The 25,168-nt window shown below is 69.3% G+C and carries 22 protein-coding genes and 1 pseudogene; 11 read left to right on the top strand and 12 right to left on the bottom strand.

Going from position 1 to position 25,168, the window contains the following annotated elements; all coding sequences use genetic code 11:
- The first annotated feature begins 5 nt into the window (after positions 1–5).
- The 5 genes from WS75_RS24610 to WS75_RS24590 all read left to right on the top strand — a co-directional run bounded on the left by WS75_RS24610 (position 6) and on the right by WS75_RS24590 (position 5,118).
- A complete protein-coding gene (locus WS75_RS24610; RefSeq protein WP_059684155.1) occupies positions 6–1,331 on the top strand; it encodes an ABC transporter substrate-binding protein in 1,326 nt (441 codons plus the stop codon).
- Between the two features lie 102 nt (positions 1,332–1,433).
- Positions 1,434–2,381 carry a carbohydrate ABC transporter permease gene (locus WS75_RS24605; RefSeq protein WP_059684153.1) on the top strand — a complete coding sequence of 316 codons (948 nt, stop codon included), beginning with the start codon at positions 1,434–1,436 and terminating at the stop codon, positions 2,379–2,381.
- On the top strand, positions 2,378–3,229 hold the full coding sequence (locus tag WS75_RS24600; RefSeq protein WP_059684150.1) for a carbohydrate ABC transporter permease: 852 nt from the start codon (positions 2,378–2,380) through the stop codon (positions 3,227–3,229). The genes WS75_RS24605 and WS75_RS24600 overlap by 4 nt, the downstream gene beginning before the upstream one ends.
- Entirely contained in the window at positions 3,226–3,954 is a 729-nt protein-coding gene (locus tag WS75_RS24595; protein ID WP_059684147.1) for an HAD family hydrolase, read from the top strand. Before WS75_RS24600 ends, WS75_RS24595 begins: the two co-directional genes overlap by 4 nt.
- Positions 3,955–4,008: 54 nt before the next feature.
- A complete protein-coding gene (locus tag WS75_RS24590; RefSeq protein WP_059684144.1) occupies positions 4,009–5,118 on the top strand; it encodes an ABC transporter ATP-binding protein in 1,110 nt (369 codons plus the stop codon).
- Positions 5,119–5,131: 13 nt separating this feature from the next.
- On the opposite strand, the pseudogene WS75_RS34975 reads toward WS75_RS24590, so the two are convergent.
- The 5 genes and pseudogenes from WS75_RS34975 to WS75_RS24570 form a co-directional block, all read right to left on the bottom strand.
- Positions 5,132–5,314, bottom strand: a pseudogene (locus WS75_RS34975) (LysR substrate-binding domain-containing protein); the annotation flags it as partial.
- A gap of 20 nt (positions 5,315–5,334) precedes the next feature.
- Positions 5,335–6,291, bottom strand: coding sequence for a sugar-binding transcriptional regulator (locus tag WS75_RS24585; RefSeq protein ID WP_059684141.1), 957 nt, complete (start codon positions 6,289–6,291; stop codon positions 5,335–5,337).
- Positions 6,292–6,394: 103 nt separating this feature from the next.
- Positions 6,395–7,876: a xylulokinase gene (gene xylB / locus WS75_RS24580; protein ID WP_059684139.1), complete on the bottom strand. Its 1,482-nt coding sequence runs from the start codon at positions 7,874–7,876 to the stop codon at positions 6,395–6,397.
- A 101-nt stretch (positions 7,877–7,977) separates the two neighbouring features.
- Complete coding sequence (gene dalD, locus WS75_RS24575) at positions 7,978–9,372, bottom strand: D-arabinitol 4-dehydrogenase (protein WP_059684136.1); 1,395 nt, start codon at positions 9,370–9,372, stop codon at positions 7,978–7,980.
- Between the two features lie 148 nt (positions 9,373–9,520).
- Positions 9,521–10,432 (bottom strand): LysR family transcriptional regulator, encoded by a 912-nt coding sequence (locus WS75_RS24570; RefSeq protein ID WP_059684133.1) that lies wholly within the window; start codon positions 10,430–10,432, stop codon positions 9,521–9,523.
- Positions 10,433–10,531: 99 nt separating this feature from the next.
- On the opposite strand from WS75_RS24570, the gene mdlC reads away from it, so the two are divergent.
- The 4 genes from mdlC (at position 10,532) to WS75_RS24550 (ending at position 16,247) form a co-directional block, all read left to right on the top strand.
- Positions 10,532–12,148 (top strand): benzoylformate decarboxylase, encoded by a 1,617-nt coding sequence (gene mdlC / locus WS75_RS24565; RefSeq protein WP_059684131.1) that lies wholly within the window; start codon positions 10,532–10,534, stop codon positions 12,146–12,148.
- 29 nt (positions 12,149–12,177) lie between these two features.
- The gene (locus tag WS75_RS24560; RefSeq protein WP_059684128.1) at positions 12,178–13,629 is read left to right on the top strand and encodes an aldehyde dehydrogenase; all 1,452 of its coding nucleotides are present in this window, start codon (positions 12,178–12,180) and stop codon (positions 13,627–13,629) included.
- 13 nt (positions 13,630–13,642) lie between these two features.
- Positions 13,643–14,587 (top strand): ketopantoate reductase family protein, encoded by a 945-nt coding sequence (locus WS75_RS24555; protein WP_059684125.1) that lies wholly within the window; start codon positions 13,643–13,645, stop codon positions 14,585–14,587.
- Positions 14,588–14,849: 262 nt separating this feature from the next.
- The gene (locus WS75_RS24550; RefSeq protein ID WP_059684123.1) at positions 14,850–16,247 is read left to right on the top strand and encodes an MFS transporter; all 1,398 of its coding nucleotides are present in this window, start codon (positions 14,850–14,852) and stop codon (positions 16,245–16,247) included.
- A 27-nt stretch (positions 16,248–16,274) separates the two neighbouring features.
- On the opposite strand, the gene kynA is transcribed toward WS75_RS24550, so the two are convergent.
- The 3 genes from kynA to kynB all read right to left on the bottom strand — a co-directional run bounded on the left by kynA (position 16,275) and on the right by kynB (position 19,229).
- Positions 16,275–17,201 carry a tryptophan 2,3-dioxygenase gene (gene kynA, locus WS75_RS24545; protein ID WP_059684121.1) on the bottom strand — a complete coding sequence of 309 codons (927 nt, stop codon included), beginning with the start codon at positions 17,199–17,201 and terminating at the stop codon, positions 16,275–16,277.
- A gap of 92 nt (positions 17,202–17,293) precedes the next feature.
- A complete protein-coding gene (kynU, locus tag WS75_RS24540) occupies positions 17,294–18,547 on the bottom strand; it encodes a kynureninase (RefSeq protein WP_059684119.1) in 1,254 nt (417 codons plus the stop codon).
- Positions 18,548–18,587: 40 nt separating this feature from the next.
- Positions 18,588–19,229: an arylformamidase gene (gene kynB, locus WS75_RS24535; protein WP_059684117.1), complete on the bottom strand. Its 642-nt coding sequence runs from the start codon at positions 19,227–19,229 to the stop codon at positions 18,588–18,590.
- Positions 19,230–19,359: 130 nt separating this feature from the next.
- Between kynB and WS75_RS24530 the strand changes: the two genes are divergently transcribed.
- Complete coding sequence (locus WS75_RS24530; RefSeq protein ID WP_059607977.1) at positions 19,360–19,860, top strand: Lrp/AsnC family transcriptional regulator; 501 nt, start codon at positions 19,360–19,362, stop codon at positions 19,858–19,860.
- Here WS75_RS24530 and WS75_RS24525 read toward each other — a convergent pair.
- The 3 genes from WS75_RS24525 to WS75_RS24515 all read right to left on the bottom strand — a co-directional run bounded on the left by WS75_RS24525 (position 19,847) and on the right by WS75_RS24515 (position 22,699).
- Positions 19,847–20,356: a flavin reductase family protein gene (locus WS75_RS24525; protein WP_059540126.1), complete on the bottom strand. Its 510-nt coding sequence runs from the start codon at positions 20,354–20,356 to the stop codon at positions 19,847–19,849. The genes WS75_RS24530 and WS75_RS24525 overlap by 14 nt on opposite strands.
- Before the next feature lie 274 nt (positions 20,357–20,630).
- On the bottom strand, positions 20,631–21,296 hold the full coding sequence (locus tag WS75_RS24520) for a hypothetical protein (protein ID WP_059684115.1): 666 nt from the start codon (positions 21,294–21,296) through the stop codon (positions 20,631–20,633).
- Positions 21,293–22,699 (bottom strand): selenium-binding protein SBP56-related protein, encoded by a 1,407-nt coding sequence (locus tag WS75_RS24515; RefSeq protein ID WP_059684113.1) that lies wholly within the window; start codon positions 22,697–22,699, stop codon positions 21,293–21,295. The genes WS75_RS24520 and WS75_RS24515 overlap by 4 nt, the downstream gene beginning before the upstream one ends.
- A gap of 545 nt (positions 22,700–23,244) precedes the next feature.
- Between WS75_RS24515 and msrA the strand changes: the two genes are divergently transcribed.
- Positions 23,245–23,805, top strand: a complete 561-nt coding sequence (gene msrA / locus WS75_RS24510) for a peptide-methionine (S)-S-oxide reductase MsrA (RefSeq protein ID WP_059684111.1) — start codon at positions 23,245–23,247, stop codon at positions 23,803–23,805.
- Positions 23,806–23,845: 40 nt separating this feature from the next.
- Here msrA and WS75_RS24505 read toward each other — a convergent pair whose 3' ends face one another.
- The gene (locus WS75_RS24505) at positions 23,846–25,165 is read right to left on the bottom strand and encodes a DUF72 domain-containing protein (protein ID WP_059684110.1); all 1,320 of its coding nucleotides are present in this window, start codon (positions 25,163–25,165) and stop codon (positions 23,846–23,848) included.
- Positions 25,166–25,168: the final 3 nt, after the last annotated feature.

Raw genomic sequence — 25,168 nt, 5'->3', positions numbered from 1 at the left:
ATGCCATGCAACGAAAGATGCTCGATGCCGCCGCACGCTGCTTCGCCGGAGCCGCGCTCGCGACGGCCGCGTGCGCGGCGTCGGCCGGCACGCTGACGATCGCGACGCTGAACAACCCGGACATGATCGAGTTGAAGAAGCTGTCGCCGGCGTTCGAGAAGGCGAATCCGGACATCAAGCTGAACTGGGTGATCCTCGAGGAAAACGTGCTGCGCCAGCGTGCGACCACCGACATCACGACCGGCAGCGGCCAGTTCGACGTGATGGCGATCGGCACGTACGAAACGCCGCAGTGGGGCAAGCGCGGCTGGCTCGCGCCGATGACCGGGCTGCCCGCCGACTACGACCTGAACGACATCGTGAAGACCGCGCGCGACAGCCTGTCGTACAACGGCCAGCTGTATGCGCTGCCGTTCTACGTCGAAAGCTCGATGACGTTCTACCGCAAGGACCTGTTCGCGGCGAAGGGGCTGAAGATGCCCGACCAGCCGACCTACGACCAGATCGCCGAATTCGCGGACAAGCTCACCGACAAGTCGAAGGGCACCTACGGCATCTGCCTGCGCGGCAAGGCTGGGTGGGGCGAGAACATGGCGTACGTGTCGACGGTCGTGAACACGTTCGGCGGGCGCTGGTTCGACGAGAACTGGAATGCGCAGCTGACGTCGCCGGAATGGAAGAAGGCGATCAATTTCTACGTGAACCTGCTGAAGAAGGACGGCCCGCCGGGAGCGAGCTCGAACGGCTTCAACGAGAACCTGACGCTGACCGCGTCCGGCAAGTGCGCGATGTGGATCGACGCGACGGTCGCGGCCGGGATGCTCTACAACAAGCAGCAGTCGCAGGTCGCCGACAAGATCGGCTTCGCGGCCGCGCCGGTCGCCGCCACGCCGAAGGGCTCGCACTGGCTGTGGGCGTGGGCGCTGGCCGTGCCGAAGACGTCGAAGCAGCAGGACGCCGCGCGCAAGTTCATTGCGTGGGCGACGTCGAAGCAGTACATCGAGATGGTCGGCAAGGACGAAGGCTGGGCGTCGGTGCCGCCGGGTACGCGCGCGTCGACCTACCAGCGCCCCGAGTACAAGGCCGCCGCGCCGTTCTCGGACTTCGTGCTGAAGGCGATCGAGACGGCCGATCCGAACGATCCGTCGCTGAAGAAGGTGCCGTACACGGGCGTGCAGTACGTCGGGATTCCTGAATTCCAGTCGTTCGGCACGGTGGTCGGGCAGGCGATCGCGGGTGCGGTGGCCGGCCAGATGACGGTCGACCAGGCGCTCGCCGCCGGGCAGGCCGCCGCCGATCGCGCAGTGCGCCAGGCCGGCTACAAGAAGTAACGCGGCCCGGGCCGTGCGTGCCGCCGCGCACGGTGCGCGTCGCCGAAGCAGACAGGGCGGGCGACCATTCGCGCCCGCGCCTCAACCGGAGGGACTCCGATCATGCGTCATTTGCGTCTTCCCTTGAGCCACGCGCCGTCGGTCGGCGATGCGTCGTCGCCGCCGGGCGCGCCGCGCCGCGCGCGCGGCGGCGCCAGCTGGCTGGTGTCGCCGTCCGTCGCGGTGCTGCTGCTGTGGATGTCGATCCCGCTCGCGATGACGATCTGGTATTCGTTCTCGCGCTACAACCTGCTGAATCCGGATGTGAAGGGCTTTGCCGGGCTCGACAACTACCGCTTCCTCGCGACCGATCCGTCGTTCCTGCCCGCGATCTGGCACACGCTCGTGCTGATCGGCGCGGTGCTCGCGATCACCGTGGTCGGCGGCGTGCTGATGGCCGTGCTGTTCGACCGCAAGTTCTATGGGCAGGGCGTGGCGCGCCTGCTCGTGATCGCGCCGTTCTTCGTGATGCCAACGGTCGCCGCGCTGATCTGGAAGAACATGATCCTTCATCCGGTGTACGGGCTCGTCGCGAACGCGATGCGTGCGTTCGGGATGACGCCGATCGACTGGTTCGCCGATTACCCGCTCACCGCCGTGATCATCATCGTCGCGTGGCAGTGGCTGCCGTTCGCGTTCCTGATCCTGTTCACCGCGATCCAGTCGCTCGACCAGGAGCAGAAGGAAGCCGCGCGCATCGACGGCGCGGGCCCGATCGCGATGTTCTTCTACATCACGCTGCCGCACCTGAAGCGCGCGATCGCCGTGGTCGTGATGATGGAGACGATCTTCCTGCTGTCGATCTTCGCGGAGATCTACACGACGACGGGCGGCGGCCCCGGCAATGCGACGACCAACCTGTCGTACCTGATCTATGCGCTTGGCCTGCAGCAGTTCGACGTCGGCCTCGCATCCGCGGGCGGGATCATCGCCGTCGTGGTTGCGAACGTCGTGTCGTTCTTCCTGGTGCGGATGCTCGCGCGCAACCTGAAGGGAGAGTACGAGAAATGAGCGACCTGACCTTCGAAGGCCGGCGCGCGCCGGCCCCGTTCGAGCGCGTACGGCGCGCGCTGCCCGGCACGCTCGCGTGGCTGCTCGCGCTGCTGCTGTTCTTCCCGATCTTCTGGATGGCGATCACCGCATTCAAGACCGAGCAGCAGGCGTATGCATCGACGCTGTTCTTCGTGCCGACGCTCGACAGCTTCCGCGAGGTGTTCGCGCGCAGCAACTATTTCGCGTTCGCGTGGAATTCGGTGCTGATTTCGGCCGGTGTCACGGTGATCTCGCTGCTGTTCGCGGTGCCGGCCGCGTACGCGATGGCGTTCTTCCCGAACCACCGCACGCAGAAGGTGCTGCTGTGGATGCTGTCGACGAAGATGATGCCGTCGGTCGGCGTGCTCGTGCCGATCTACCTGCTGTGGAAGAACGCGGGGCTGCTCGATACTGTGTCGGGCCTGGTGATCGTCTATACGCTGATCAACCTGCCGATCGCGGTGTGGATGACCTTCACGTACTTCAACGAAATCCCGAAGGACATCCTCGAAGCGGGCCGCATCGACGGTGCGTCGACGTGGCAGGAGATCGTCTACCTGCTGATGCCGATGGCGCTGCCGGGTCTCGCGTCCACCGCGCTCCTGCTCGTGATCCTGTCGTGGAACGAGGCGTTCTGGAGCATCAACCTGTCGAGCTCGAACGCCGCGCCGCTGACCGTGTTCATCGCATCGTATTCGAGTCCGGAGGGGCTGTTCTGGGCGAAGCTGTCCGCCGCTTCGTTGCTGGCGGTCGCGCCGATCCTGATCGTCGGCTGGCTGTCGCAGAAGCAGCTCGTGCGCGGGCTCACGTTCGGGGCGGTCAAATGAGCGCGGCCGGCGAGGGCATGGGCGGAAAAGGCGCGGTCGGCCACGGGATGAACGTGCTGATCTGCGATTGCGACGGCGTGCTGATCGACAGCGAGGCTGTCGCCGCCGACGTGATCGTGCGCGAGCTGGACGCGCGCTGGCCGGGCGTCGATGCGCGGCCGGCGGTGATGCCGCTGCTCGGGCTGCGCATCGAGCGCGTGCTGGCCGGCGCGAGCGAGGCGGTCGGCCGCACGCTGACGGCGGGCGACGTCGACGCGATCCGCCGCGCGGTCGAGGCGGCGGCGGTCAATGCGCCGATGGTCGACGGCATCGATGCGGCCCTCGCCGCGATCGATCTGACGACGGCATGCGCGAGCAACAGCTACCGCGCCTACGTCGAGGCGGCGCTCACCCGCACCGGCCTCGCGCGCTTCTTCGGCGACCGGCTGTTCTGCGCGGACGCCGTCGCCAGGCCGAAGCCCGCGCCCGACGTGTATCTCGCGGCCGCACACGCGCTCGGCGCGATGCCCGCGCAATGCCTCGTCGTCGAGGACAGCGTGACCGGCATCACCGCGGCCGCCGCGGCCGGCATGACCGTGCTCGGCTTCATCGGCGGCGGGCATGCGTCGGCCGCGCAGATCGACGCGCTGCGCGGGATCGGCGCGCGTCACGTATTCGACGACATGCACGAGCTGCCCGGCTACGTCGCGCGCTGGCAGGCGACGGGTGCCGTGCTGCCGAACTAGCAAGATTGCGCGCCGCGTCGAACGCGGCGCATCACGAACGAACGGAGACTGATCATGGCAAGCGTGCTCCTGCGCAACATCGCGAAGCGCTACGACGATACCGAAGTGCTGCGCAACGTGAACCTCGACATCGCCGACGGCGAATTCGTCGTGTTCGTCGGCCCGAGCGGCTGCGGCAAATCCACGCTGATGCGGATGATCGCCGGCCTCGAGGATATTTCGAGCGGCGACCTGCTGATCGACGGCGCGAAGGTCAACGACGTGCCGAGCGCGAAGCGCGGCATCGCGATGGTGTTCCAGTCGTATGCGCTGTACCCGCACATGACGCTGTACGACAACATGGCGTTCGGCCTCAAGCTCGCCGGCACGAAGAAGCCCGAGATCGACCAGGCGGTGAAGCAGGCTGCGAAGATCCTGCACATCGATCACCTGCTCGACCGCAAGCCGAAGCAGCTGTCGGGCGGCCAGCGACAGCGCGTCGCGATCGGCCGCGCGATCACGCGCAAGCCGAAGGTGTTCCTGTTCGACGAGCCGTTGTCGAACCTCGACGCGGCGCTGCGCGTGAAGATGCGGCTGGAATTCGCGCGGCTGCACGACGAGCTGAAGACGACGATGATCTACGTGACGCACGACCAGGTCGAGGCGATGACGCTCGCCGACAAGATCGTCGTGCTGTCGGGCGGCGCGGTGCAGCAGGTCGGCACGCCGAACGCGCTGTACCACGCGCCGGCGAACCTGTTCGTCGCAGGCTTCATCGGCTCGCCGAAGATGAACTTCCTGAAGGGCATCGTCGAGTCGGTCGATGCGACTGGCGTGCTCGTGCGTTTCGACAGCGGCGAGACGCAACGCGTCGCGGTCGAGGCGGCCGGGTTGCAGCGCGGGGCGGCGGTGACGGTCGGCGTGCGGCCCGAGCACTTGAAAGTCGAAGCCGCGGCTGCCGGCGTCGCTGCGAAGACGATGGCCGTGGAGTCGCTCGGCGATGCCGCGTATCTGTATGCGGAGTCGGCGGTCGCGCCCGACGGTCTGATCGCGCGGATTCCGCCGCTCGATACGTATCGCACCGGCGAGGCGCTGCACGTGCACGCGGAAGCCGAGCACTGCCATCTGTTCGACGAGCACGGACAGGCGTTGCGCCGGCTGGGCGCGCACGCGAAGGCGGCGTGACGGTCGGCTTCGGTCAGAGGTGCAGGTGCGCGGCCGTGTAATCGACGAATGCGCGCAGCTTCGGCGGCGGATGGCGGCCTGACGGCCACAGCGCGTAGAGCGGCGTGCGGCTCGCGACGTGTTCGTCGAGCACCGCGCGCAGCGCGCCGCGTACGAAGAATTCAGGCAGGCACGCGTTTCCGGCGCCGCGCGCGGCCGCGTGAGCGTTCGGCGGCGTCAGTCCGCCTTCGCGTCGAGCGCGGCGCGCGCGCAGGTCTCGTCGGTGACGAGCCCCGACAGCCAGCCGCCGCGCAACGCGGCGATCACGGCGTCGCGCTTCTTCGGGCCGCCGGCGAACGCGATCGTCGGGCGCTTCGGCGGCGCGTCGAGCGCGACGCTCGTGACGCGCGCGCTGGTCGACACGTCGACCAGCTTGCCCTGCGCATCGATCGGCACGCCGAGCAGTTCGGCCACCGCGCCGAGCGCGGTCATCTCGTCGCGTTCCTGTTCGGTGATGAAGCCGTCCTCGTAGAGCGGGCAGTGCGGGCCGATGTTGCCGATCCCGACGAACGCGACGTCGGCCTGCGCCGACAGCGCGTCGACGATCCGGTACAGCCGGTGATTGCACCATTGCGCGCGCTCGGCGTCGCTGTCGGCGAACAGCGGCGCGGGCAGCAGGAAGTGCTTGCCGCCGGTTTTTTCGGAAATGTACTGTGCGACGTCGTAGCGGTTCGACGAGCCGTCGGCCGCGATCGCGCCGACCATCGACACGAGCCGGTGCTGCGGCCGCTCGATCTGCGCGATCTGCGCGACCGCGGCCTTCAGCGTCCGGCCGCTGCTGACGGCGATCACCATCGGTCGCGTCTCGTTCAGGTAGCGTTCCATCACCTGCGCGCCGGCGACCGCGAGCTTGCGGTCGATCGCTTCCGGCGCGTCGGCATCGACGGGCACGACTTCGCACATCGCGAGCCCGTAGCGCTTCGACAGCTGCGCGCCGAGGTCGAGACAGTCGGCGAGCTGATGATCGACGCGCACGCGGATCAGATTCTTCTCGACCGCGAACGCGACGAGGCGCTGCGCGACCGGGCGCGACACCTGCAGCTTCTCGGCGATTTCGTTCTGCGTGTCGCCCGCGACGTAGTAGAGCCACGCGGCACGCGTGGCGAGATCGAGTTTTTCTGAGGACTTGGACACGATAGCGGTTCGGTTCGGATCTGGGCCGGCCGTCGGACGGCGCAACGGGCATCCACTGTAACGCATGCCGGGTGCGCGGCCGACGGCCGCTGCGCGTCGCCGCTTACGCGAGCCGCGCGCGCGACGGTTCGTAAAGCGGGCGCACGTGGCGATACAGCGCGCGGAACGCGTCGAGGCGCTCGCGCAGCAGCGTATGACGGCCGGCATCGGGCGCGTATTCGGCGCGCACCGGCGGCTTGGTCAGCACGGCATGCGGATCGCCGCCGACGGCAAGCCAGCCCAGGCGCGCGGCGCCGAGCGCCGCACCGGTTTCGCCGCCACCGTGCTGGCACGTGCGCACGTTCAGTGCGTCGGCGATCAGCTGCGCCCAGAACGCGCTGCGCGCGCCGCCGCCGATCAGCGACAGACGGTCGGTTTCGACTCCGGCCGCATGCAGCGCGTCGAGGCCGTCCGCGAGGCCGAGCGTCACGCCTTCGAGCACCGCGTAGCCGAGGTGCGCGCGTTCGGTCGCATGCGTCATCCCGAAGAACACGCCCTGCGCATAAGGATCGTTGTGCGGCGTGCGTTCGCCGGACAGGTACGGCAGGAACAGCGGCGCCGTCGCGAGCGCGTCCGCGTCGAGCGCCTCGATTTCGGCGAGCAGCGCCGGCTCGTCCGTGCCCGTCAGCTTGCAGACCCAGCGCAGGCAGCTCGCGGCCGACAGCACGACGCTCATCAGCTGCCAGCGATCGGGAATCGCGTGGCAGAACGCATGCACGGCCGAGGCGGAGTTCGGCATGAAGCGATCGCCGACCACGCTCAGCACGCCCGACGTGCCGAGCGACACGAAGCCGTCGCCCGCGTGGATCGCGCCGATGCCGAGCGCGCTGGTCGCGTTGTCGCCGCCGCCGCCTGCCACCACGACGGCCTCCGACAGCCCGAGCTCGCGCGCGAGATCCGCGCGCAGCGTGCCGGACGGCGCGTTGCCTTCGACGATGCGCGGCATCTGCCCGCGCGTCATGTCGCACGCGGCGAGCAGCGCGTCGGACCAGTCGCGGCGCGCGACGTCGAGCCACAGCGTGCCGGCCGCGTCGGACGGGTCGGACACTTTCGCGCCGGTCAGGCGGAACCGCAGGTAGTCCTTCGGCATCAGCACGCACGCGGTCGCCGCGAACACGTCGGGCTCGTGCTTCGCGACCCACAGCAGTTTCGGCGCGGTGAAGCCGGGCATCGCGAGATTGCCGGCGAGGGCGTGGAGATCGGGCGCGCGTTCGGTGAGCAGCGCGCATTCGTCGGCGCTACGCATGTCGTTCCACAGGATCGCGGGGCGCAGCACGCGGTCGTCGCGGCCGAGCAGCACCGCGCCGTGCATCTGGCCCGACAGGCCGATCCCGCGCACCTGCGCGAATGCCTGCGGATGCCGTTCGCGCAGTGCCGCGAGTGCGCCGAGCGTGCCTCGCCACCAGTCGTCCGGATGCTGTTCCGCCCAGCGCGGGTGCGGCCGCGACACGCTGAACGGCGTGCCCGCGGTGCCGACCACCGTACCGTCCGGGGCAAGCAGCAGCACCTTCACTTCCGAGGTGCCGAGGTCGATGCCGAGATACATGAGCGATCCGTTCCGTCAGAGAGGAGCCGCTACTTTAGCCGCACGCATGCGCACATGCCAACGCAGGTTCGCCCGGATGCGCGGCCGCGGGCCGCCGCGCTTCAGCGCTGCGCGAGCCATGCGTCGACGCGGGCGAGCCCGGCGCGCAGCGCTTCGAACAGCGCCGCGTTGCCGGCGAGCGAGCCCCACAGCGCGCGGCTTGCGCACAGCGCGACGACCGGGTCGTCGGCTTCGACGATCGCGCGTGCGGCGCCGTCGTCCATCACGCCGTCCTGGTACGCATACGGCAGCAAGCCGCGCGCCCAGCGTTCGAGAAAGCGCAGGAACAGCGCCGGCAACACGGCGGTGGCGACCGGCGCCGCGCCGCGTGCGAGCGATTCGACGAGCGTCGGCGCGATGAAGCCGGGAATCTTCGAGAAGCCGTCGGCCGCGACGCGCTGGTTCGTGTCGAGCACGTACGGGTTGCCGAAGCGTTCGAGCACGACGTCGCGGTAGCGTTCGAGATCGAGCGGGCTCGGACTGAGGCACGGGATCACGTCCTGCGTCACGTAGTCGTGCGCGAACCGGCGGATCGCCGCGTCGTGCGTGCCCTCGTGAATGTACGTGCAGCCCGCGAGCGTGCCGGCCCACGCGATGCAGCTGTGCGTCGCGTTGAGGATGCGGATCTTCGCTTCCTCGTACGGGTGCACGTCGTCCACCAGCTCCGCGCCGGCCAGCTCCCAGCGCGGCCGGCCGGCCGCGAAGCGGTCCTCGATCACCCACTGGATGAACGATTCGCCCATCACCGGGCATGCGTCGTCGACGCCGATGGCCGCGCGCACGCGCTCGCGCACGTCGGCGGTCGGGCGCGGCGTGATGCGGTCGACCATCGCGCTCGGCGTCGCGACGTTCGCATCGAACCATGCGAGCAGGCCGTCCTCGCCGCGCCGTTCGAGGAATTCGCGCATGCCCGCGCGAAAGCGCGCGCCGTTGTTGCGCAGGTTGTCGCAGCTCTGCAGCGTGAGCGGGCCCGCGCCGCGCTTCACGCGCTCGGCAAGCAGCGCCGCGAGCGCGCCGTACAGCGTCGTGCGCGCACCCTGCAGGTCGGCCGCGAGATCGGCGTTCGCGAGGTCGAGCCGGTTGTGTTCGTCGAGGTAGTAGCCGCCTTCGGTCACGGTGAACGACACGATCCGGCATGCCGGATCGGCGCCGGCGTCGATCAGCGCGGCGAGGTCGATCGACCACGGCAGCACGCGCGAGATCGCGCGGACCGTCTCGTATGCGCGCTCGCCCTGCGGCGTGACGGTTTCGAGCGTGTATTCGCCGTGCTGCGCGGCGAGCGCGTCCATCGTCGCGCGCATGTCGTCGCGGATGTTGCCGACGGTCAGCGACCAGCGTTCGTCGGCCGGCACGGCCGCGTTCACGCGATGCAGATACCACGCCTGGTGCGCGCGGTGGAAAGAGCCCGCGCCGATGTGCAGCAGCACGGGCGCGCGGGCGGAGGACGATTCGCTCATCCGGTGTCTCCTGTTCGTGCCAGTCTTTCCTGTCGAATACGATCATTTGCTCTTTGTGTGAGCGAATGATCGTATTCGGGCGAACGAAAGTCAAGGCGGGACAGGGCATTTCGATGGTGCGCTGCGGCGGCGCGCAAGGGGAGAGGTATCAGCGCCCTTCGCGTGTGAGCGCGACGAGTTCGTCGAGCAGCTTGCCGGCCGGCCCCGGCAGGATCCCGTGGCGGCGCCGGAACGCGGTGAGCGTGCGCACCGCGACGACCTCGCGCACCGGCAGCGTGTCGATCGTGCCGGCGCGCTGTTCGGCGCCGTACATCGGTTCGGCCATCCAGCTCAGGAAGCCCGCATGCGCGACGAGGCTCTTCAGCGTCGTGACCGAGCGTGTCTCGACCGCGATGTCGGGAAGGGCAAGCCCATGCGCGTCGAAGGTCGCGCGCATGTGGTCGAACGGCGCGGTGCCGCGCGGCGGAATCGCCCAGCGCGCGTGCAGTGTGTCGGTGAGCGTCGGCGCGCGACCGAGCGCGCGCAGCGGATGGTGCGGCGCCGCAACGATATGGCTGCGATCTTCCCAGCAGCACTCCGGAATCGCGACGATCTCGTCGGTGTCGGGCCCGTGCGCGGACAGCGCGAGATCGATCTCATGCTTGTTCAGCCCTTCCGCGAGCCGATCCCACACGCCTTCGAGAATCTCGACACGCAGGTTCGGCCAGCGGTCGAGCGCGCGGCCGACCGCGATCGGCAGCACGAGGCTCGCGATGCTGCCCACCGCGCCGACCTTGATCGTGCCCTTCGCGAAGCCGCGCATCGCGTCGAGCTCCTCACGCGCGTGCTCGGCCTCGTGCTGCAGCAGCGTCGCGTGCGGCAGCAGCGCCTCGCCGAACGCCGTCAGCTGCACGCCTTTCGAATGGCGCTCGAACAGCGGCGCGCCGACCTGGTCCTCGAGCCGCTTCAGGATCCGGCTCAGCGCCGGCTGGGTCACGTGCAGCGCGTCGGCCGCGCGGCCCAGGCTGCCGCACGCGACGATGGTCGTGAATGCCCGCAATTGCCGGAGATCGAAAGTCATGCCGAACAGTAATGGCTTTTCGCAAAAAATACAGTATCCGTGAATGGCTCGCGCTTCGATACTGTGGAAACCGCCAAGCCACCGAGGAGACGCCCGAGCATGTCCGGCACCCCGTCCCATTCCGCCACACCCGCCGCCCCGATCACCGTCCGCGATGCCGTCATCGACCTGTTTCGCCAGTTCGGCATCGATTGCGTGTTCGGCAATCCTGGCTCGACCGAGCTGCCGATGTTCCGCGATTTTCCCGCCGATTTCCGCTACGTGCTCGGCCTGCAGGAGGCCGTCGTGGTCGGAATGGCGGACGGTCATGCGCAGGCCACCGGCAACGCGGCGGTCGTCAACCTGCATTCGGCGGCCGGCGTCGGCAACGCGATGGGCAACCTGTTCACCGCGTTCAGGAACCGCACGCCGCTGATCGTCACTGCGGGCCAGCAGGCACGCGCGATCCTGCCGTTCGATCCGTTCCTCGGCGCGACGCAGGCTGCCGAGCTGCCGAAGCCGTACGTGAAATGGAGCATCGAGCCCGCGCGTGCGCAGGACGTGCCGGCCGCGATCGCGCGAGCGTACCGGATCGCGATGCAGGAGCCGCGCGGGCCGGTGTTCGTGTCGATCCCGGTCGACGACTGGGACCAACCGGCCGAGCTGCTGCCGCGCCGTGACGTGAGCAGCGTCGTGCGGCCCGATCCCGATGCGCTCGCGCGGCTCGGCGACGCGCTCGATGCCGCGCGGCGTCCCGCGCTGGTGGTCGGCGCGGCCGTCGATCGGGCCGGAGCGTGGGACGACGTCGTGCGGCTCGCCGAGCGGCACCGGCTCAGCGTGTACGTCGCGCCGATGTCGGGGCGCTGCAGCTTTCCCGAGGATCATCCGCTGTTCGCCGGCTTCCTGCCCGCGATCCGCGAAAAGATCGTCGCGCGGCTCGACGGGCACGACCTCGTGTTCGCGTTCGGCGCGCCCGCGTTCACCTATCACATCGAGGGCTGCGGCCCGCACGTGCCACCGGGCGCCAAGCTCGTGCAGCTCGTCGACGATCCCGGCATCGCCGCATGGACGCCGTCGGGCGACGCGGTCGTCGGCAACCTGCGGCTCGCGGCACATGACCTGCTGGCCCGGCCGGCGCCGCGCGAGCGGCCGATGCCCGCGCCGCGGCCGATGCGCCCGCGCGTGGAAGCGCCGGCCGCCGGCGAGCGGATGTCGGTGGCATTCGCGCTGCAGACGCTCGACGACGTGCGCGACGCGCACGACATCGTCGTCGAGGAAGCGCCGAGCGCGCGGCCGGTGATGCAGGCGCATCTGCCGTTCACGCGCAGCGGCACGTTCTACACGATGGACAGCGGCGGGCTCGGCTATGGGATGCCGGCCGCGGTTGGCGTCGCGCTCGCGCGGCCGGGACGGCGCGTGATCGGGCTGATCGGCGATGGGTCGAGCCTCTATTCGATCCAGGCATTGTGGAGCGCCGCGCAGCTGAAGCTGCCGATCACGTTCGTAATCCTGAATAACCGGCGCTATGCGGCGCTGCAGGATTTCGCGCCAGTGTTCGGCTTCGGTCCTGACGATCCGGTGCAGGGTACCGATCTGCCCGACCTGGATTTCGTCGCGCTCGCGCAAGGGATGGGGTGCCGCGGCGTCCGCGTCGCCGATGCCGCTCGCCTGCACGAAACGCTGACCGATGCGCTGCGGGCCGATACGCCGGTCGTCGTCGACGTCGAAGTTGCCTGACGCGCGTTGCGCGTCGTTCCGGAGAATCCATGCAAACCGTATCGATGCTGATCGGCGGCGAACGCCGCCACTCGTCCAGCGGCGCGACCTTCGTGCGCCGTAACCCGCTCGACGGCGAAGTCGCGTCGGTCGCGCCCGCGGGCACGGTCGACGATGCGCGCGCGGCGGCCGACGCGGCCGCTCGCGCGTTTCCCGATTGGGCCGCGCTCGGCCCCGGCGCGCGCCGCGCGCTGCTGCTGAAGGCTGCCGCCGCGCTCGAAGCGAAGCACGAGCAGTTCGTCGCCGCGATGGCGGCCGAAACCGGCGCGTCGGCGCTGTGGGCAGGCTTCAACGTGCACCTTGCCGCGAGCGGTCTCGTCGAGGCCGCGTCGCTGACCACGCAGACCGGCGGCGAGCTGATCCCGTCCGACGTGCCCGGTTCGCTGGCAATGGGCGTGCGGCAGCCGGCCGGCGTGGTGCTCGGCATCGCACCGTGGAACGCGCCGGTGATCCTCGCGACGCGTGCACTCGCGCTGCCGCTCGCGTGCGGCAACACGGTCGTGCTGAAGGGCTCCGAGCTGTGCCCCGTCACGCACGGGCTGATCGTCGAGGCGCTGCAGGAGGCCGGACTGCCTCCGGGCGTCGTCAACTTCGTGACGAACGCGCCCGACGACGCGGGTGCCGTCGTCGATGCGTTGATCGCACATCCGGCCGTGCGCCGCGTAAATTTCACCGGCTCGACGCGCGTCGGTCGGATCGTCGCCGAAGCGTGCGCGCGTCATCTGAAACCGTCGGTGCTCGAACTCGGCGGCAAGGCGCCGTTCGTCGTGCTCGACGATGCGGATCTCGATGCGGCGGTCGCGGCGGCCGCATTCGGCGCATTCGCGAATTCCGGACAGATCTGCATGTCGACCGAGCGGATCGTCGTCGATGCGTCGATCGCCGACGCATTCGTCGCGAAGCTCGCCACCAAGGCTGCGTCGCTGCCGCTCGGCGATCCGCGCCAAGGGCCGGTCGTGCTCGGGTCGCTGATCGACATGAAGGCGGTCGAGCGCTGCAACGCGCTGATCGACGATGCGCTCGCGCACGGCGCGACGCTGCTGTGCGGCGGCAAGTCGGACAGCACGCTGTTCCCGGCGACGCTGCTCGATCACGTGACGCCCGCGATGCGGATCTACGCGGAGGAGTCGTTCGGGCCGGTGAAGGGCATCGTGCGGGTCGACGGCGAGGCGGCCGCGATCCGCTGCGCGAACGACAACGCGTTCGGGCTGGCTTCGGCCGTGTTCAGCCGCGACGTCGCCCGCGCGATGCGGGTCGCGGCGCGCATCGAATCGGGCATCTGCCACGTGAACGGCCCGACCGTGCACGACGAGGCGCAAATGCCGTTCGGCGGCGTGAAGGACAGCGGCTTCGGCCACTTCGGCGGCAAGGCCGGCATTGCCGCATTCACCGACCTGCGCTGGATCACCGTGCAGACCACGCCGCGCCAGTATCCATTCTGAGAGGCCGCCGACGATGAAGATTGCGATTCTTGGTGCCGGTGCGATGGGCTCGCTGTTCGGGGCGCTGCTGGCGGAGCACGGCGAGGCCGTCACGCTGATCGACGTGAACGATGCGCATCTCGAGGCGATCCGTCGCGACGGGCTGCGCATCGACGACGATCGCGGCGAACGCCGCATCCGCGCGCTGCAGGCCGTCCGGCCAGAAACGGCGAATGCACAGGCAAGTGCATCGCCCGACATACCGTTCGATTTGCTGATCGTTTTCACGAAATCGCTGCACACGCGTGCGGCGCTCGAAGGCGTGCGCGCATTGCTGACGCCACGTACGTACGTGCTGACCCTGCAGAACGGCCTCGGCAACGTCGAGACGCTGAACGCGTTCATGCCGCTCGAACGGATTCTGGTCGGCGTCACGACGTGGCCGGCCGACTTCGCCGGCGCCGGACACGTGCGCTCGCACGGTGCCGGCGCGATCCGCATGATGACAGCCGACGGCGCGGCGCGCCCGTTCGCGGCGGCCGTGGCCGACGCGCTGTCGTGTGCCGGGCTCGCGTGTTCGCTCGATGCCGACGTGTGGGCCGCGATCTGGGAAAAGGTCGCGTTCAACGCGGCGCTCAACACGCTGTGTGCGGCGACGGGCTGCACGGTTGACCAGCTCGGCCTTGAACTTGACGGCCCACGGCTCGCGCTCGCGATCGCGGCGGAGACGGCCGCCGTCGCGCGTGCGAAAGGCATCGCGGTGGACGGCGAACGCATCGCGCGCAACGTCGAGCACGCGATCCACGCGCATCGCGGCCATCGACCGTCGATGCTGCAGGACGTGCTCGCGGGCCGCCGCACCGAGATCGATGCGATCAGCGGCAAGGTCGTCGCGGCCGCGCGCGAGACGGGCATCGCGGTACCGCATACCGATACGCTGCTCGCGCTCGTCAGGCTGATCGACGCGCGGCGCGACTGAGCATCACGCCGGCGGCGGGCTCGCGCCGCATGACGATACGGCCGCGCCGCATGCAGCCGATGGCGCCGGATCGGGTTGGATTGGACAAGACGCGGGGCCGGCACCGATGCACGGATGCCGATCGCCCCCGCAGCACGAGATCCGGGCACGCGCAAGCGCCAGCCCGGGCAACTGGAGACGCCATGAAAGTCATCGAATGCCGTTGTCTTGCCGCGCGCCGTGCGCGCACCTTGCCTCCGACGCGTGGCGCACGGGAGGTCGCATGAGCACGCGCGACGGATTGCAGCCGCCCCCGGTCGACATCGGCGCGACGCTTGACGACGGGCCGTTCACGACGATGCAGCGTTGCGTGGTGCTGCTCGCCGCGCTCGCGATCGTGCTCGACGGCTTCGACGGGCAGTTGATCGGTTTCGCGATTCCGGTGCTGATCCGCGAATGGGGGATCACGCGCGGCGCGTTCGCGCCGGCGGTGGCCGCCGGGCTGATCGGGATGGGCATCGGCAGCGCGTGCGCAGGCATCGTCGCGGACCGCTTCGGGCGCCGCCAGGCCGTGATCGGCAGCGTGTTCCTGTTCGGCATCGCGACCTGCACGATCGGCTTCGCGCCGGATGTCACGACGATCGCGATGTTGCGCTTCTGCGCGGGGCTCGGGATCGGCGGTGCGCTGCCGACGGCCACGACGATGACGGCTGAATACACGCCCGCGCGGCGCCGCACGATGATGGTGACGGCGACGATCGTCTGTGTGCCGCTCGGCGGCATGCTGGCCGGGCTGTTCGCCCACGAGGTGCTGCCGCGCTATGGCTGGCGCGGGCTGTTCTTCGCCGGCGGCGCGCTGCCGCTCGTGCTCGGCTTCGTGCTCGTGCACGCGTTGCCCGAATCGCCGCGCTTCCTGGCACGCCGTCCCGCGCGCTGGCCGGAACTCGGCGCGCTGCTCGCGCGCATGCAGCGGCCGGTCGCGCCCGACACCACGTTCACCGATCTGCGCGATGCACGCGCGTCCGGCGCACGAGGCGGGTTCGGCGCGCTGTTCGCCGGCGGCCAGGCGCGCGACACGATCGCGCTGTGGTGCGCGTTCTTCATGTGCCTGCTCGCCGTGTATGCGGCGTTCAGCTGGCTGCCGACGATGCTGGCCGCGAGCGGGCTGAGCGTGTCGGTCGCGGGCTCCGGGCTCACTGCGTACAACCTTGGCGGCGTGATCGGCGCGCTGCTGTGCGCATGGGCGATCGCGCATGCGGGTTCGCGCTGGCCGCTCGCGCTGTGCAGCATCGGCGGCGCGGCGAGCGCGGTGTGGCTGATGGGCGTCGATGCGGGGCGCCACACGGGCTGGCTGATCGTCGGGCTCGGCATGCACGGGCTGTTCGTCAACGCCGTGCAGTCGACGATGTATGCGCTGTGCGCGTACATCTACCCGACGGCGGTTCGCGCGACCGGCACCGCGAGCGCGCTCGCATTCGGCCGGCTCGGCGCGATCCTCAGCGCGTTCGCGGGCGCGATGGTGATCACCGCGGGCGGTGCGACGGCGTACCTGACGATGCTGGCCGCCGCGATGAGTGTGGTGTGCGTCGCGCTGCTCGCGATGCAGCGGCACATTCCGCGGCTCACGCGCGAACGCGCGTTGCCGCGCGAAGGGGAGGAACTGGCCCGCACGTCGTCGTGACGCGCGGGCGTATGACGCACGCGTACGTTACAGCGTGGTGCGTACGTGCCAGAGCTCGGGGAACAGCACGACGTCGAGCATCTTGCGCAGATACGGCGCACCGCTCGTGCCGCCGGTGCCCTGCTTGAAGCCGATGATGCGCTCGACGGTCGTCACGTGACGGAAGCGCCACTGGCGGAACGCGTCCTCGAGATCGACGAGTTCCTCGGCCATCTCGTAGAGCTCCCAGTGCTGCTGCGGGTGACGGTAGACCTCGAGCCACGCAGCCTCGACGGTCTCGTCGTGCCGCATCGGCTGCGTCCAGTCGCGCTCGAGCCGCTCGGGTGCGATCGGGAAACCGCGCCGCGCGAGCAGGCGCACGACCTCGTCATAGAACGACGGCGCCTCGAGCGTCGCGCGCACCTGTTCGAGGATGTCGGGCCGGTGCGCATGCGGCTGCAGCATCTGCACGTTCTTGTTGCCGAGCAGGAATTCGAGCTGCCGGTACTGATACGACTGGAAGCCCGACGACTGGCCGAGGTACGGCCGCATCGCCGAATACTCGGACGGCGTCATCGTCGACAGCACGCTCCACGCCTGCACGAGTTGCTCGAGAATGCGCGACACGCGCGCGAGCATCTTGAACGCGGGCGGCAGCGCGTCGCCACGCACCGCGTCGAGCGCGCCGCGCAATTCGAACAGCGCAAGCTTCATCCACAGCTCGCTCGTCTGATGCTGGATGATGAACAGCATCTCGTTGTGATCGGGCGACAGCGGATGCTGTGCGTTGAGGATCGAATTCAGCGACAGGTAGTCGCCGTAGCTCATCGACTTCGAAAAATCGAGCTGCGCGTTGTGCCAGCCGGCGTCGCCCGAGGCATCGCCCGGCACGTGCGGTGCTTCGTGTGCCGGTTGGGCCGTGCGCGCGCCCGAGAACGGGCAGCCCGCCGGCGCATCGTCGCCGGGTGGCTGCATATGACCAGAATTCACGACTCTCTCCAGAATTGAATGACGGGGGCGCGGCGCGCAATCCGCATGTAACCGCGGCGCGCCGGGCAAAAAGCCGGTCAGGTCACCGCGCCGCGCTCGGCGAACTCGGGCGCCTTCCACGCATTGGTGGCCAGGATGTCGCGCAGCGTCTCGACGGCATCCCACACGTCGACGAAGCGCGTATAGAGCGGCGTGAAGCCGAAGCGCAGCACGTACGGCTCGCGGTAGTCGCCGATCACGCCGCGCGCGATCAGCGCCTGCATCACCTCGTAGCCGTGCGGATGCTCGAAGCTGGCCTGCGAGCCGCGCTGGTGATGCGCGCGCGGCGTGACGAGCTTCAGCGACAGGCCCGCGCAGCGTGCTTCGACGAGTGCGATGAACGCATCGGTCAGCGCGAGCGACTTGCGGCGGATCGCATGCATGTCGGTCTGCAGGAACACGTCGAGCCCGCATTCGACCATCGACATCGACACGATCGGCTGCGTGCCGCACAGGAAGCGCGCGATGCCCGGATCGGGCGCGAAGCCCGGCTGCATCGCGAACGGCGCGCGGTGGCCCCACCAGCCCGACAGCGGCTGCGAGAAGTGCGCGTGATGACGGTGCGGCACCCACACGAACGCCGGCGAACCGGGGCCGCCGTTCAGGTACTTGTACGTGCAGCCGACCGCGCCGTCCGCATGCGCGCCGTTCAGGTCGACCGGCACCGCGCCGGCCGAGTGCGCGAGATCCCACAGCATCAGCGCGCCCGCGTCGTGCACGAGCTGCGTGACGGCCGGCATGTCGTGCATGTAGCCGGTGCGGTAGTTCACGTGCGTGATCATCGCGACGGCCGTGTCTGCGCCGAGCGCGTCGGGCAGGTCCGCCGGATCGTCGATCAGGCGCAGCTCATAGCCGCCGCCGAGCTGTTCGATCAGCCCTTGCGCGATGTACAGGTCGGTCGGGAAGTTCGAGCGCTCCGACACGATCACGCGGCGTTCCGGCGCGCGCCCGGCCTGATGGCGCAGCATCGCCGACAGCAGCTTGAACAGGTTGATCGAGATGGTGTCGGTCACGACGGTCTCGCCGGGGGCGCCGCCGATCAGCGTCGCGAGCTTGTCGCCGAGACGGCGCGGCAGCGCGAACCAGCCGGCGGTGTTCCAGCTGCGGATCAGACCTTCGCCCCATTCGGCGCCGATCACCTGTTGCGCACGGGCGGCCGACGCGCGCGGCTGCGCGCCGAGCGAGTTGCCGTCGAGATAGATCACGCCGTCGGGCAGCGCGAACTGGTCGCGCAGCAGGGCGAGCGGGTCGTCGCGGTCGAGTGCGAGCGCGTCTTCACGGGTCTTGATCATGATGTCGGGTCAGTGGTTCTCGGGTCAGTGGTTCGGTGAATCAGGAGGATCGGCCGGGCAGCGCGCGCAGCACCGCACGCACGGGGCTCGCGTCGAGCGTCGTGAACTTCAGCGGCAGCGCGATCAGTTCGTAGTCGCCGGGCGGCACGTCGTCGAGCACGATCCCTTCGAGGATCGCCATCCGGTGCGCGCGCACGCGGTGATGCGCATCCATGGTCTTCGATTCCTGCGGGTCGAGCGACGGCGTGTCGATGCCGATCAGCTTCACGCCGCGCGCGGCGAGCAGGTCGACGGTTTCGGGCGCGACCGCGCAGAAGCGGCTGTCCCATTGCTCGACGCTGGCACGCGCATAGGTGCGCAGCAGCACGCGCGGCGGCATGCCGTCGAGCGCGGCCTCGATGTCGGCCGGGCGCACGACCGGCGACGCGCCGATGCAGTGGATCACGCGGCACGGGCCGAGATAGGTGTCGAGCGGTACCGCGCCGATCGGCGCGCCGTCGGCGTCATAGTGGAGCGGCGCGTCGCAATGCGCGCCCGTGTGCGGCGACAGCGTCAGGCGCGCGACGTTGACCGGCGAGCCGGCCTCCATCCGCCAGACGCGTTCGACGCAAACGGCCGTGTCGCCCGGCCATACGGGGGTGGCGGGGCTGACGGGCGGCGAGATGTCCCAGAGTGTGTCCATGGCATGACGAATCGGTGAATCGATGCTTCGAATGATAGGCGGACGCTCGCAGAAAGTGCTTGCGAAATAAACATGGACAATCCGCCGGATTGGCAGATAATTCGACTCAGAGGGAAAACGGGGACCAAAAATGCACGCGATCACGCTCGATGCCACCGACTGCCGGATTCTGGCGGTATTGCAGGAGGAAGGCAGAATCAGCAATCTCGACCTGGCGGAACGGATCTCGCTTTCGCCGTCCGCCTGTCTGCGCCGGATGCGCCTGCTCGAGGAGCAGGGCGTGATCGAGCACTATCGCGCGTGCCTGAGCCGCGAGAAGCTCGGCTTCGAGCTCGAGGCGTTCGTGCAGGTGTCGATGCGCAACGAAGAGAATCAATGGCACGAGCGCTTCGCGGAAGCGCTGCGCGAATGGCCGGAGGTGGTCGGCGCGTTCGTCGTGACGGGCGAGAGCCACTATCTGCTCCGGGTGCTCGCGCACAACCTCAAGCACTATTCGGATTTCGTGCTGAACCGGCTCTACAAGGCGCCGGGCGTGATGGACATCCGTTCGAACATCGTGCTGCAGACGCTGAAGGACGAAGCGGGCGCGCCGGTCGGGCTGGCGCGCATGGGGTCGATCAAAGCTGTGTGAGGCCGTGGAAGCCGCCGCCGTGGAACACGAGCGGCGCTGCGGCATCCGACGCGGCACGCACGCCGCAGCGCTCCACTTCGCCGACGAAGATCACATGGTCGCCTTCGTCGTAGCGGCTGCGGTTGTGGCATTCGAACCACGCGAGCGCGCCGTCGAGCACCGGCATGCCCGAGTTGCCGGCCGCGTGCGCGATCCCTTCGAAGCGGTCGCCCTTGTAGGTCGAGAAGCGCTTGCACAGGTCGAGCTGCGACGCCGCGAGCACGTTCACCACGTAATGGCTGTTGTTGCGGAACACCGGGGTCGACGCCGATTTGTGCGCGAGGCTCCACAGCACGAGCGGCGGGTCGAGCGACACCGAGTTGAACGAGCTCGCGGTGATGCCGATCAGCTGCCCGGACGGCGCACGCGTCGTGATGACCGTGACGCCGGTCGCGAACTGCCCGAGCGCCTGGCGAAAGGCGGCCGAGTCGAAATCCGGCGGGGTGGCGTGGTTCATCGGGCGGCCATCCGGAACGAAACGGACGGGCGCGGCGCGCGGCGGCTGCAACGGGCGCGGCGGACGAAAGGCGACAAGGCCGGGGCGGTCGATTGGGAAGTGGTGCGCATGGCCCGATTTTAGCGGAATCGCGACCGCCGGACCCGTACGGACGGCGCATCGCGAGGCTAGCGTGAGGTAGCGAACACTGTCGCGCGGCGCCGGCGTCGTGCTGGAGCGGTCGTTCCCGCTCCTTTCGTTGCGCGCCGTCCGAGGCCGCTCCGCGCGCCGGGCGCTAACGCGCCGCCGCCAGCGTGAGCGCCAGCGCACCCGTCAGGATCAGGCTGGACGCCCACACCGCATCGAGATTGAACCAGCTCCGCGCGACGAACTTCAGCCCGAGATAGCGGTACACGAGCCACGCGAGCACGCCGCCCGTGCCGAACATCGCGGCTGCATGCACGGCTGCGACGACGAGTGCGATCCCGAGATGCGCATCGACGAGCGTGGCCGCCGCGCGATCGCCGGCGTCCCGGTCGAACCCGCAGAGCCCGAGGTAGATCGGCACCAGCATCAGCCCCGCGCCGTGCGCGAGCGCAACCGCGAACGACCACAGTCCGAGCCGCGCGGGCGGTATCCGCGCGAGCGCACGCGGATGCCGCCGCCGGATCAGCAGCGCCACGCCGAAGCCGATCACGAGCGCGCTCGCGCCGATTCGGATCGCCGACTGCCACGCAAGCATCGCCGCAAGCAGCCCGAACGGCAGCATCACCATGAATACCGCGAGCGCATGGCCGAGCGCGAGATAGCCGAGCGCCGCGATGAGCGCGCCGCCGCGGCGCGTCATCAGCGCGTTCGACACCGCGAGCGGCCAGCCCATCGCCGGATTGAGCCCGTGATAGACGCCGCTCGCGAGCACGGCCGCCCACAGCGCGAGCGGCGCGGAGAGGCTGGCGCTCAACGCTTGACCGACGGATAGCAGAACGAGTCGGTCGAGCAGTCGCCGCCTTCGAGCCGGATCTGGTGCGCGCGATAGCCGTCGGGAAAGTCGACCCAGTAGTCGTCGGCGAGCGTCAGCCCGCCGTTCGGCCCCGCATGCGCGAGCACCTGCGCGGCCGGCACGCCGTCCGGATAGAACTGGTCGTCCCACGTCGAGTAGAGCGAGTTGGTCCAGTACACGCGCCGGCCGTCGCGGCTGATTTCCACCATCTGCGGGCCGCCGGCGAACGCGCGGCCGTTCGTGTGCGGCGCGCGACGCACGATCCCGCCGATACGCACCGACCCCGCGAGCACCGGGTGATGCGGATCCGACACGTCGTACTGGCGCATCTCGCCAGTGCCCCAGCACGACACGTACAGAAAGCGGTCGTCGAGCGACAGGTCGATGTCGGTCACGAGCGGCGGCACCGCGCCGAAACCCTTGAGCAGCGGCGGCAGTTCGTCGGCCGCGGCCGGTTCGGGCGGAATCGTCGCGGTCTTCTTCACATGAAACTGGCCGCCTTCGCGCCACCAGGTCCAGATCGAGCCTTCGAGATTGGTCGTGTCGACCACGACGCCGACGAACCCGTATTCGCGCACCGGATCGTGCGCGGGCCGCACCTCGAGCGCCATCTGGTGCTGCGCGCCGAGATCGATCGTCTGCACGTTGCGCCGCGCGCGCAGGTCCCAGAAATGCAGCCGGTGCCCGTACTTGTTCGCGAGCAAGTCCTCCGGCACGATGCCGTTCTCGAATTGCGGCGGCAGCGCCCATTCGCTCGACACCATGTAGTCGCGCGGCAGGTTCCACCAGAAGTCGTAATGCTTGTCCTGCGAGCCGCGGTCGATCTCCCAGCGGCCGAGCACGTCGAAGGTCTCGCAGTCCATGATGAAGATGCCGGGCGCGCCGTCGGTGCCGTCCTTGCCCGCGCCGCCGAGCGTGCTCACATAGATGCCTTCGGGGCCGCAATGCACCGTATGCGGCCGCGAATAGCCCGTCTTGGCGAACACCTCGTCGGGCTCGATGATCTTGTGGATGCGCGCCTGAGTCGGGTGCGGCTTCGTGTCGATCACGTAGATCCGCGACGAACGCAGGCCCGGGATGATCAGGAAGCGGCGTTCGAGGAATGCGTGGCCGGTCAGCGGCGACAGCGACGACGAACACGCATTCCAGCCGAAGTGGTGGAATTCGTCTCCGGTGTTCGGCATCGTCACCGTGTGCACGATCTTGCCGTAGGTCGCCGAGCCGGGTTTCACGTCGATCACGGCGAGCGCGTCGGGTCTGGAAAAATCGGGGCTCAGCAACAACGTATAGGCAAACTCCTCCGCCGGCGCCTGCATCGCAAGTTCCGGCGAAGCGTGAAATGTCGGGTCAGGCCGCATGCTCATCGTGGTGCCTCTCTCGGTCGTATCTGATCACGGGTGCACGGACGTTCGCTGCGAACGTGCGGGTCGAACAGGTTGCGTGACGGGAATGCTCCGGCGGCCGCGCGATGGAGGACGCGCGGTGCGGTGCATCAGGTCGGGAAAGCAGGGAAACGCGGTGCGCCCGATCGCCGCGCATGCGGCGCAACGGGCGCACGGCGGCGCGAGGGTGCGGTGAAAGCGACGGCGGTCGGGCCCGCGATGCGGGCGCTTTCTGCTGAGGCGTGCATATCGATGTTCCGGCGGATGATGTTGGCATCAGGACGGGCATGCATCGGACGCTGCGCGCAGCCGGACGGTGTGCCGTTGCGGCGAGGCGTGCCTAAGTGTAGACGAGAAACGCGCGGCCGGTGGTGCGCGGCGCGCATGCCGTTCTGCCGGATTCGCGCACGAGTGAGATACTTGAACGCTGCCGCTGCGCACCGGGCAACCGGGCCGCGGCGATACGGACCGGCGACCCCGGCGCGCGCCCGCGTGCCGGCCGTTGTCATCAACGAGGTAATGATTTCATGGTGAACGAGATGCTTGAAACCGCGACTGTAGGCGGCGGGTGCTTCTGGTGCACGGAGGCCGTGTTTCTCGACGTCGACGGCGTGACGGCCGTCCAGTCGGGCTATGCAGGCGGCCATACGCGCAATCCCGGCTATCGCGACGTATGCGACGGCGATACCGGTCACGCGGAGGTCGTGAACGTGACGTTCGATCCGGCGCGCATCGGTTATCGCGAGATCCTCGAGATCTTCTTCGCGACGCACGATCCGACCCAGCTGAACCGGCAGGGCAACGACGTCGGCACGCAATACCGTTCGGTCGTGTTCACACATTCGGACGCGCAGCGCGACGTCGCGCTCGACGTGATCCGCGAACTGGAGCGCGAGCAGGTGTTCGGGCAGCCGATCGTCACGCAGGTCGTGCCGCTCGACGGCAACTACTGGCCGGCCGAGGACTATCACCAGAACTATTACGCGCGCAACCCGGGGCAGGGCTATTGCTCGGTCGTGATCGGGCCGAAGCTCGCGAAATTCCGCCAGAAGTTCTCGCACCGGCTGAAGTCGCTGCGCGGCGCGTAACCGGTTCGCCGACGCGCAAGCGGCGCCCGCGCCGCGATGCTTACGCCGCCTCGCTGCGCCACTGCGCGCACGCCGCGGCGATCTCGCGCGCGAGCGCGAGGCACGACAGCGGCGCGGAGCCTTCCGCCTTGTTGTTGATCGTGATGATCACGGGCTGTCCGGCCAGCGCGTAGCGCGCGGCCAGTTCGGCGAGCGCCGAGCGTGTGGCCGGATCTTCGTCGACGAGCGTGTCGAACGGCTCGTATTTCGCTTTTGCCTGTTCGTACTTGAAGCCGCCATGCAGGCTCCAGCGCACGATCAGCGGGCCCGGCGCATCGCCGTCGAGCAGCGCGAGCGCGGCTGCCTGGCGCAGCGGGTCGGGCATCCGCGCATGCAGGCCGACGCAGTAGCGCACGCCGAGCGCCGCGAGCGCGCGGATGAAGCGCGGCGTGAGCAGGCTCGCGTCGCGGATCTCGATCGCGTAGCGGGTGCCGTCGGCGTCCGGCGGCAGCGTCGGCAGCGCCGCGAAGAATGCCGACAGCCGATCGATCAGCGCGGCCGGTTCGGCGAGCAGTTGATCGGGCATCGGAGAAAACTGGAACACCAGCACGCCGGCCTTCCTGCCGAGCCCTTCGAGGCACGGCTGCACGAATTCGCGCGTGGCGAGCTGCGCGTCGAGAAAGGTCGGGTTCGGGCCCGACGGCTCGCCGCGCCGGCCGCGCACGACCGCATCGGTGACGGACGCCGGCGCCTTCACGACGAAGCGGAAGTCGTCCGGCACCTGTTGCGCGTAGCGCAGGTAGTCGGCCACCGACACCGGCCCGTAGAACGACCGGTCGAGGCTCACGCTCTTCAGCAGCGGATGCGCTCCGTACGCCTCGAGCCCCTCGCGAGACAGCTTCGTCTGCGCGAAATCGCCGTCGTAGACGATGCCGTCCCAGCCGGGGAAATACCACGACGATGTGCCGAGGCGCACGTTCGGCGGCAGCGCGGCCGCCGCGTCGGCGACTTCCGCGGAAACCGGTGCTGGCGGCACGCCGCGCCGACGCCGGGCCTGCTTCGGCGGCGCGGTCGGCGGCGACGGTTCGTCCCATAGCAGGCCGGAAGCAGGGGACGGTTCGGGTTCCTGATCGGCGCACGCGCCGGGCGATGCACGGCCGGTGCGCGCAGGCGACTTTGGCGGTCGCGCAGCGTCGTGTTCGTCCGGCGTCGCGCGTTCGCCGGCGCCATCAGGGTTGTCGTCGTTCGCGGGCGCGGCCGCGCGCGCGTCGTCGGGCGACGCGCCGAACAGGTCGAACTGCCCGTCGGCGTGCGACCCGTCCGGTTCGTCGCGCTGCTGTCGTTGCGGCGGCGTGCTGCGCCGCGTCCTGCCGTCACCCATGCA

It is taken from the genome of Burkholderia sp. FL-7-2-10-S1-D7 (assembly GCF_001524185.1).
GTDB lineage: Bacteria > Pseudomonadota > Gammaproteobacteria > Burkholderiales > Burkholderiaceae > Burkholderia > Burkholderia diffusa.
This window is presented reverse-complemented; position numbering and strand designations above follow the sequence as displayed.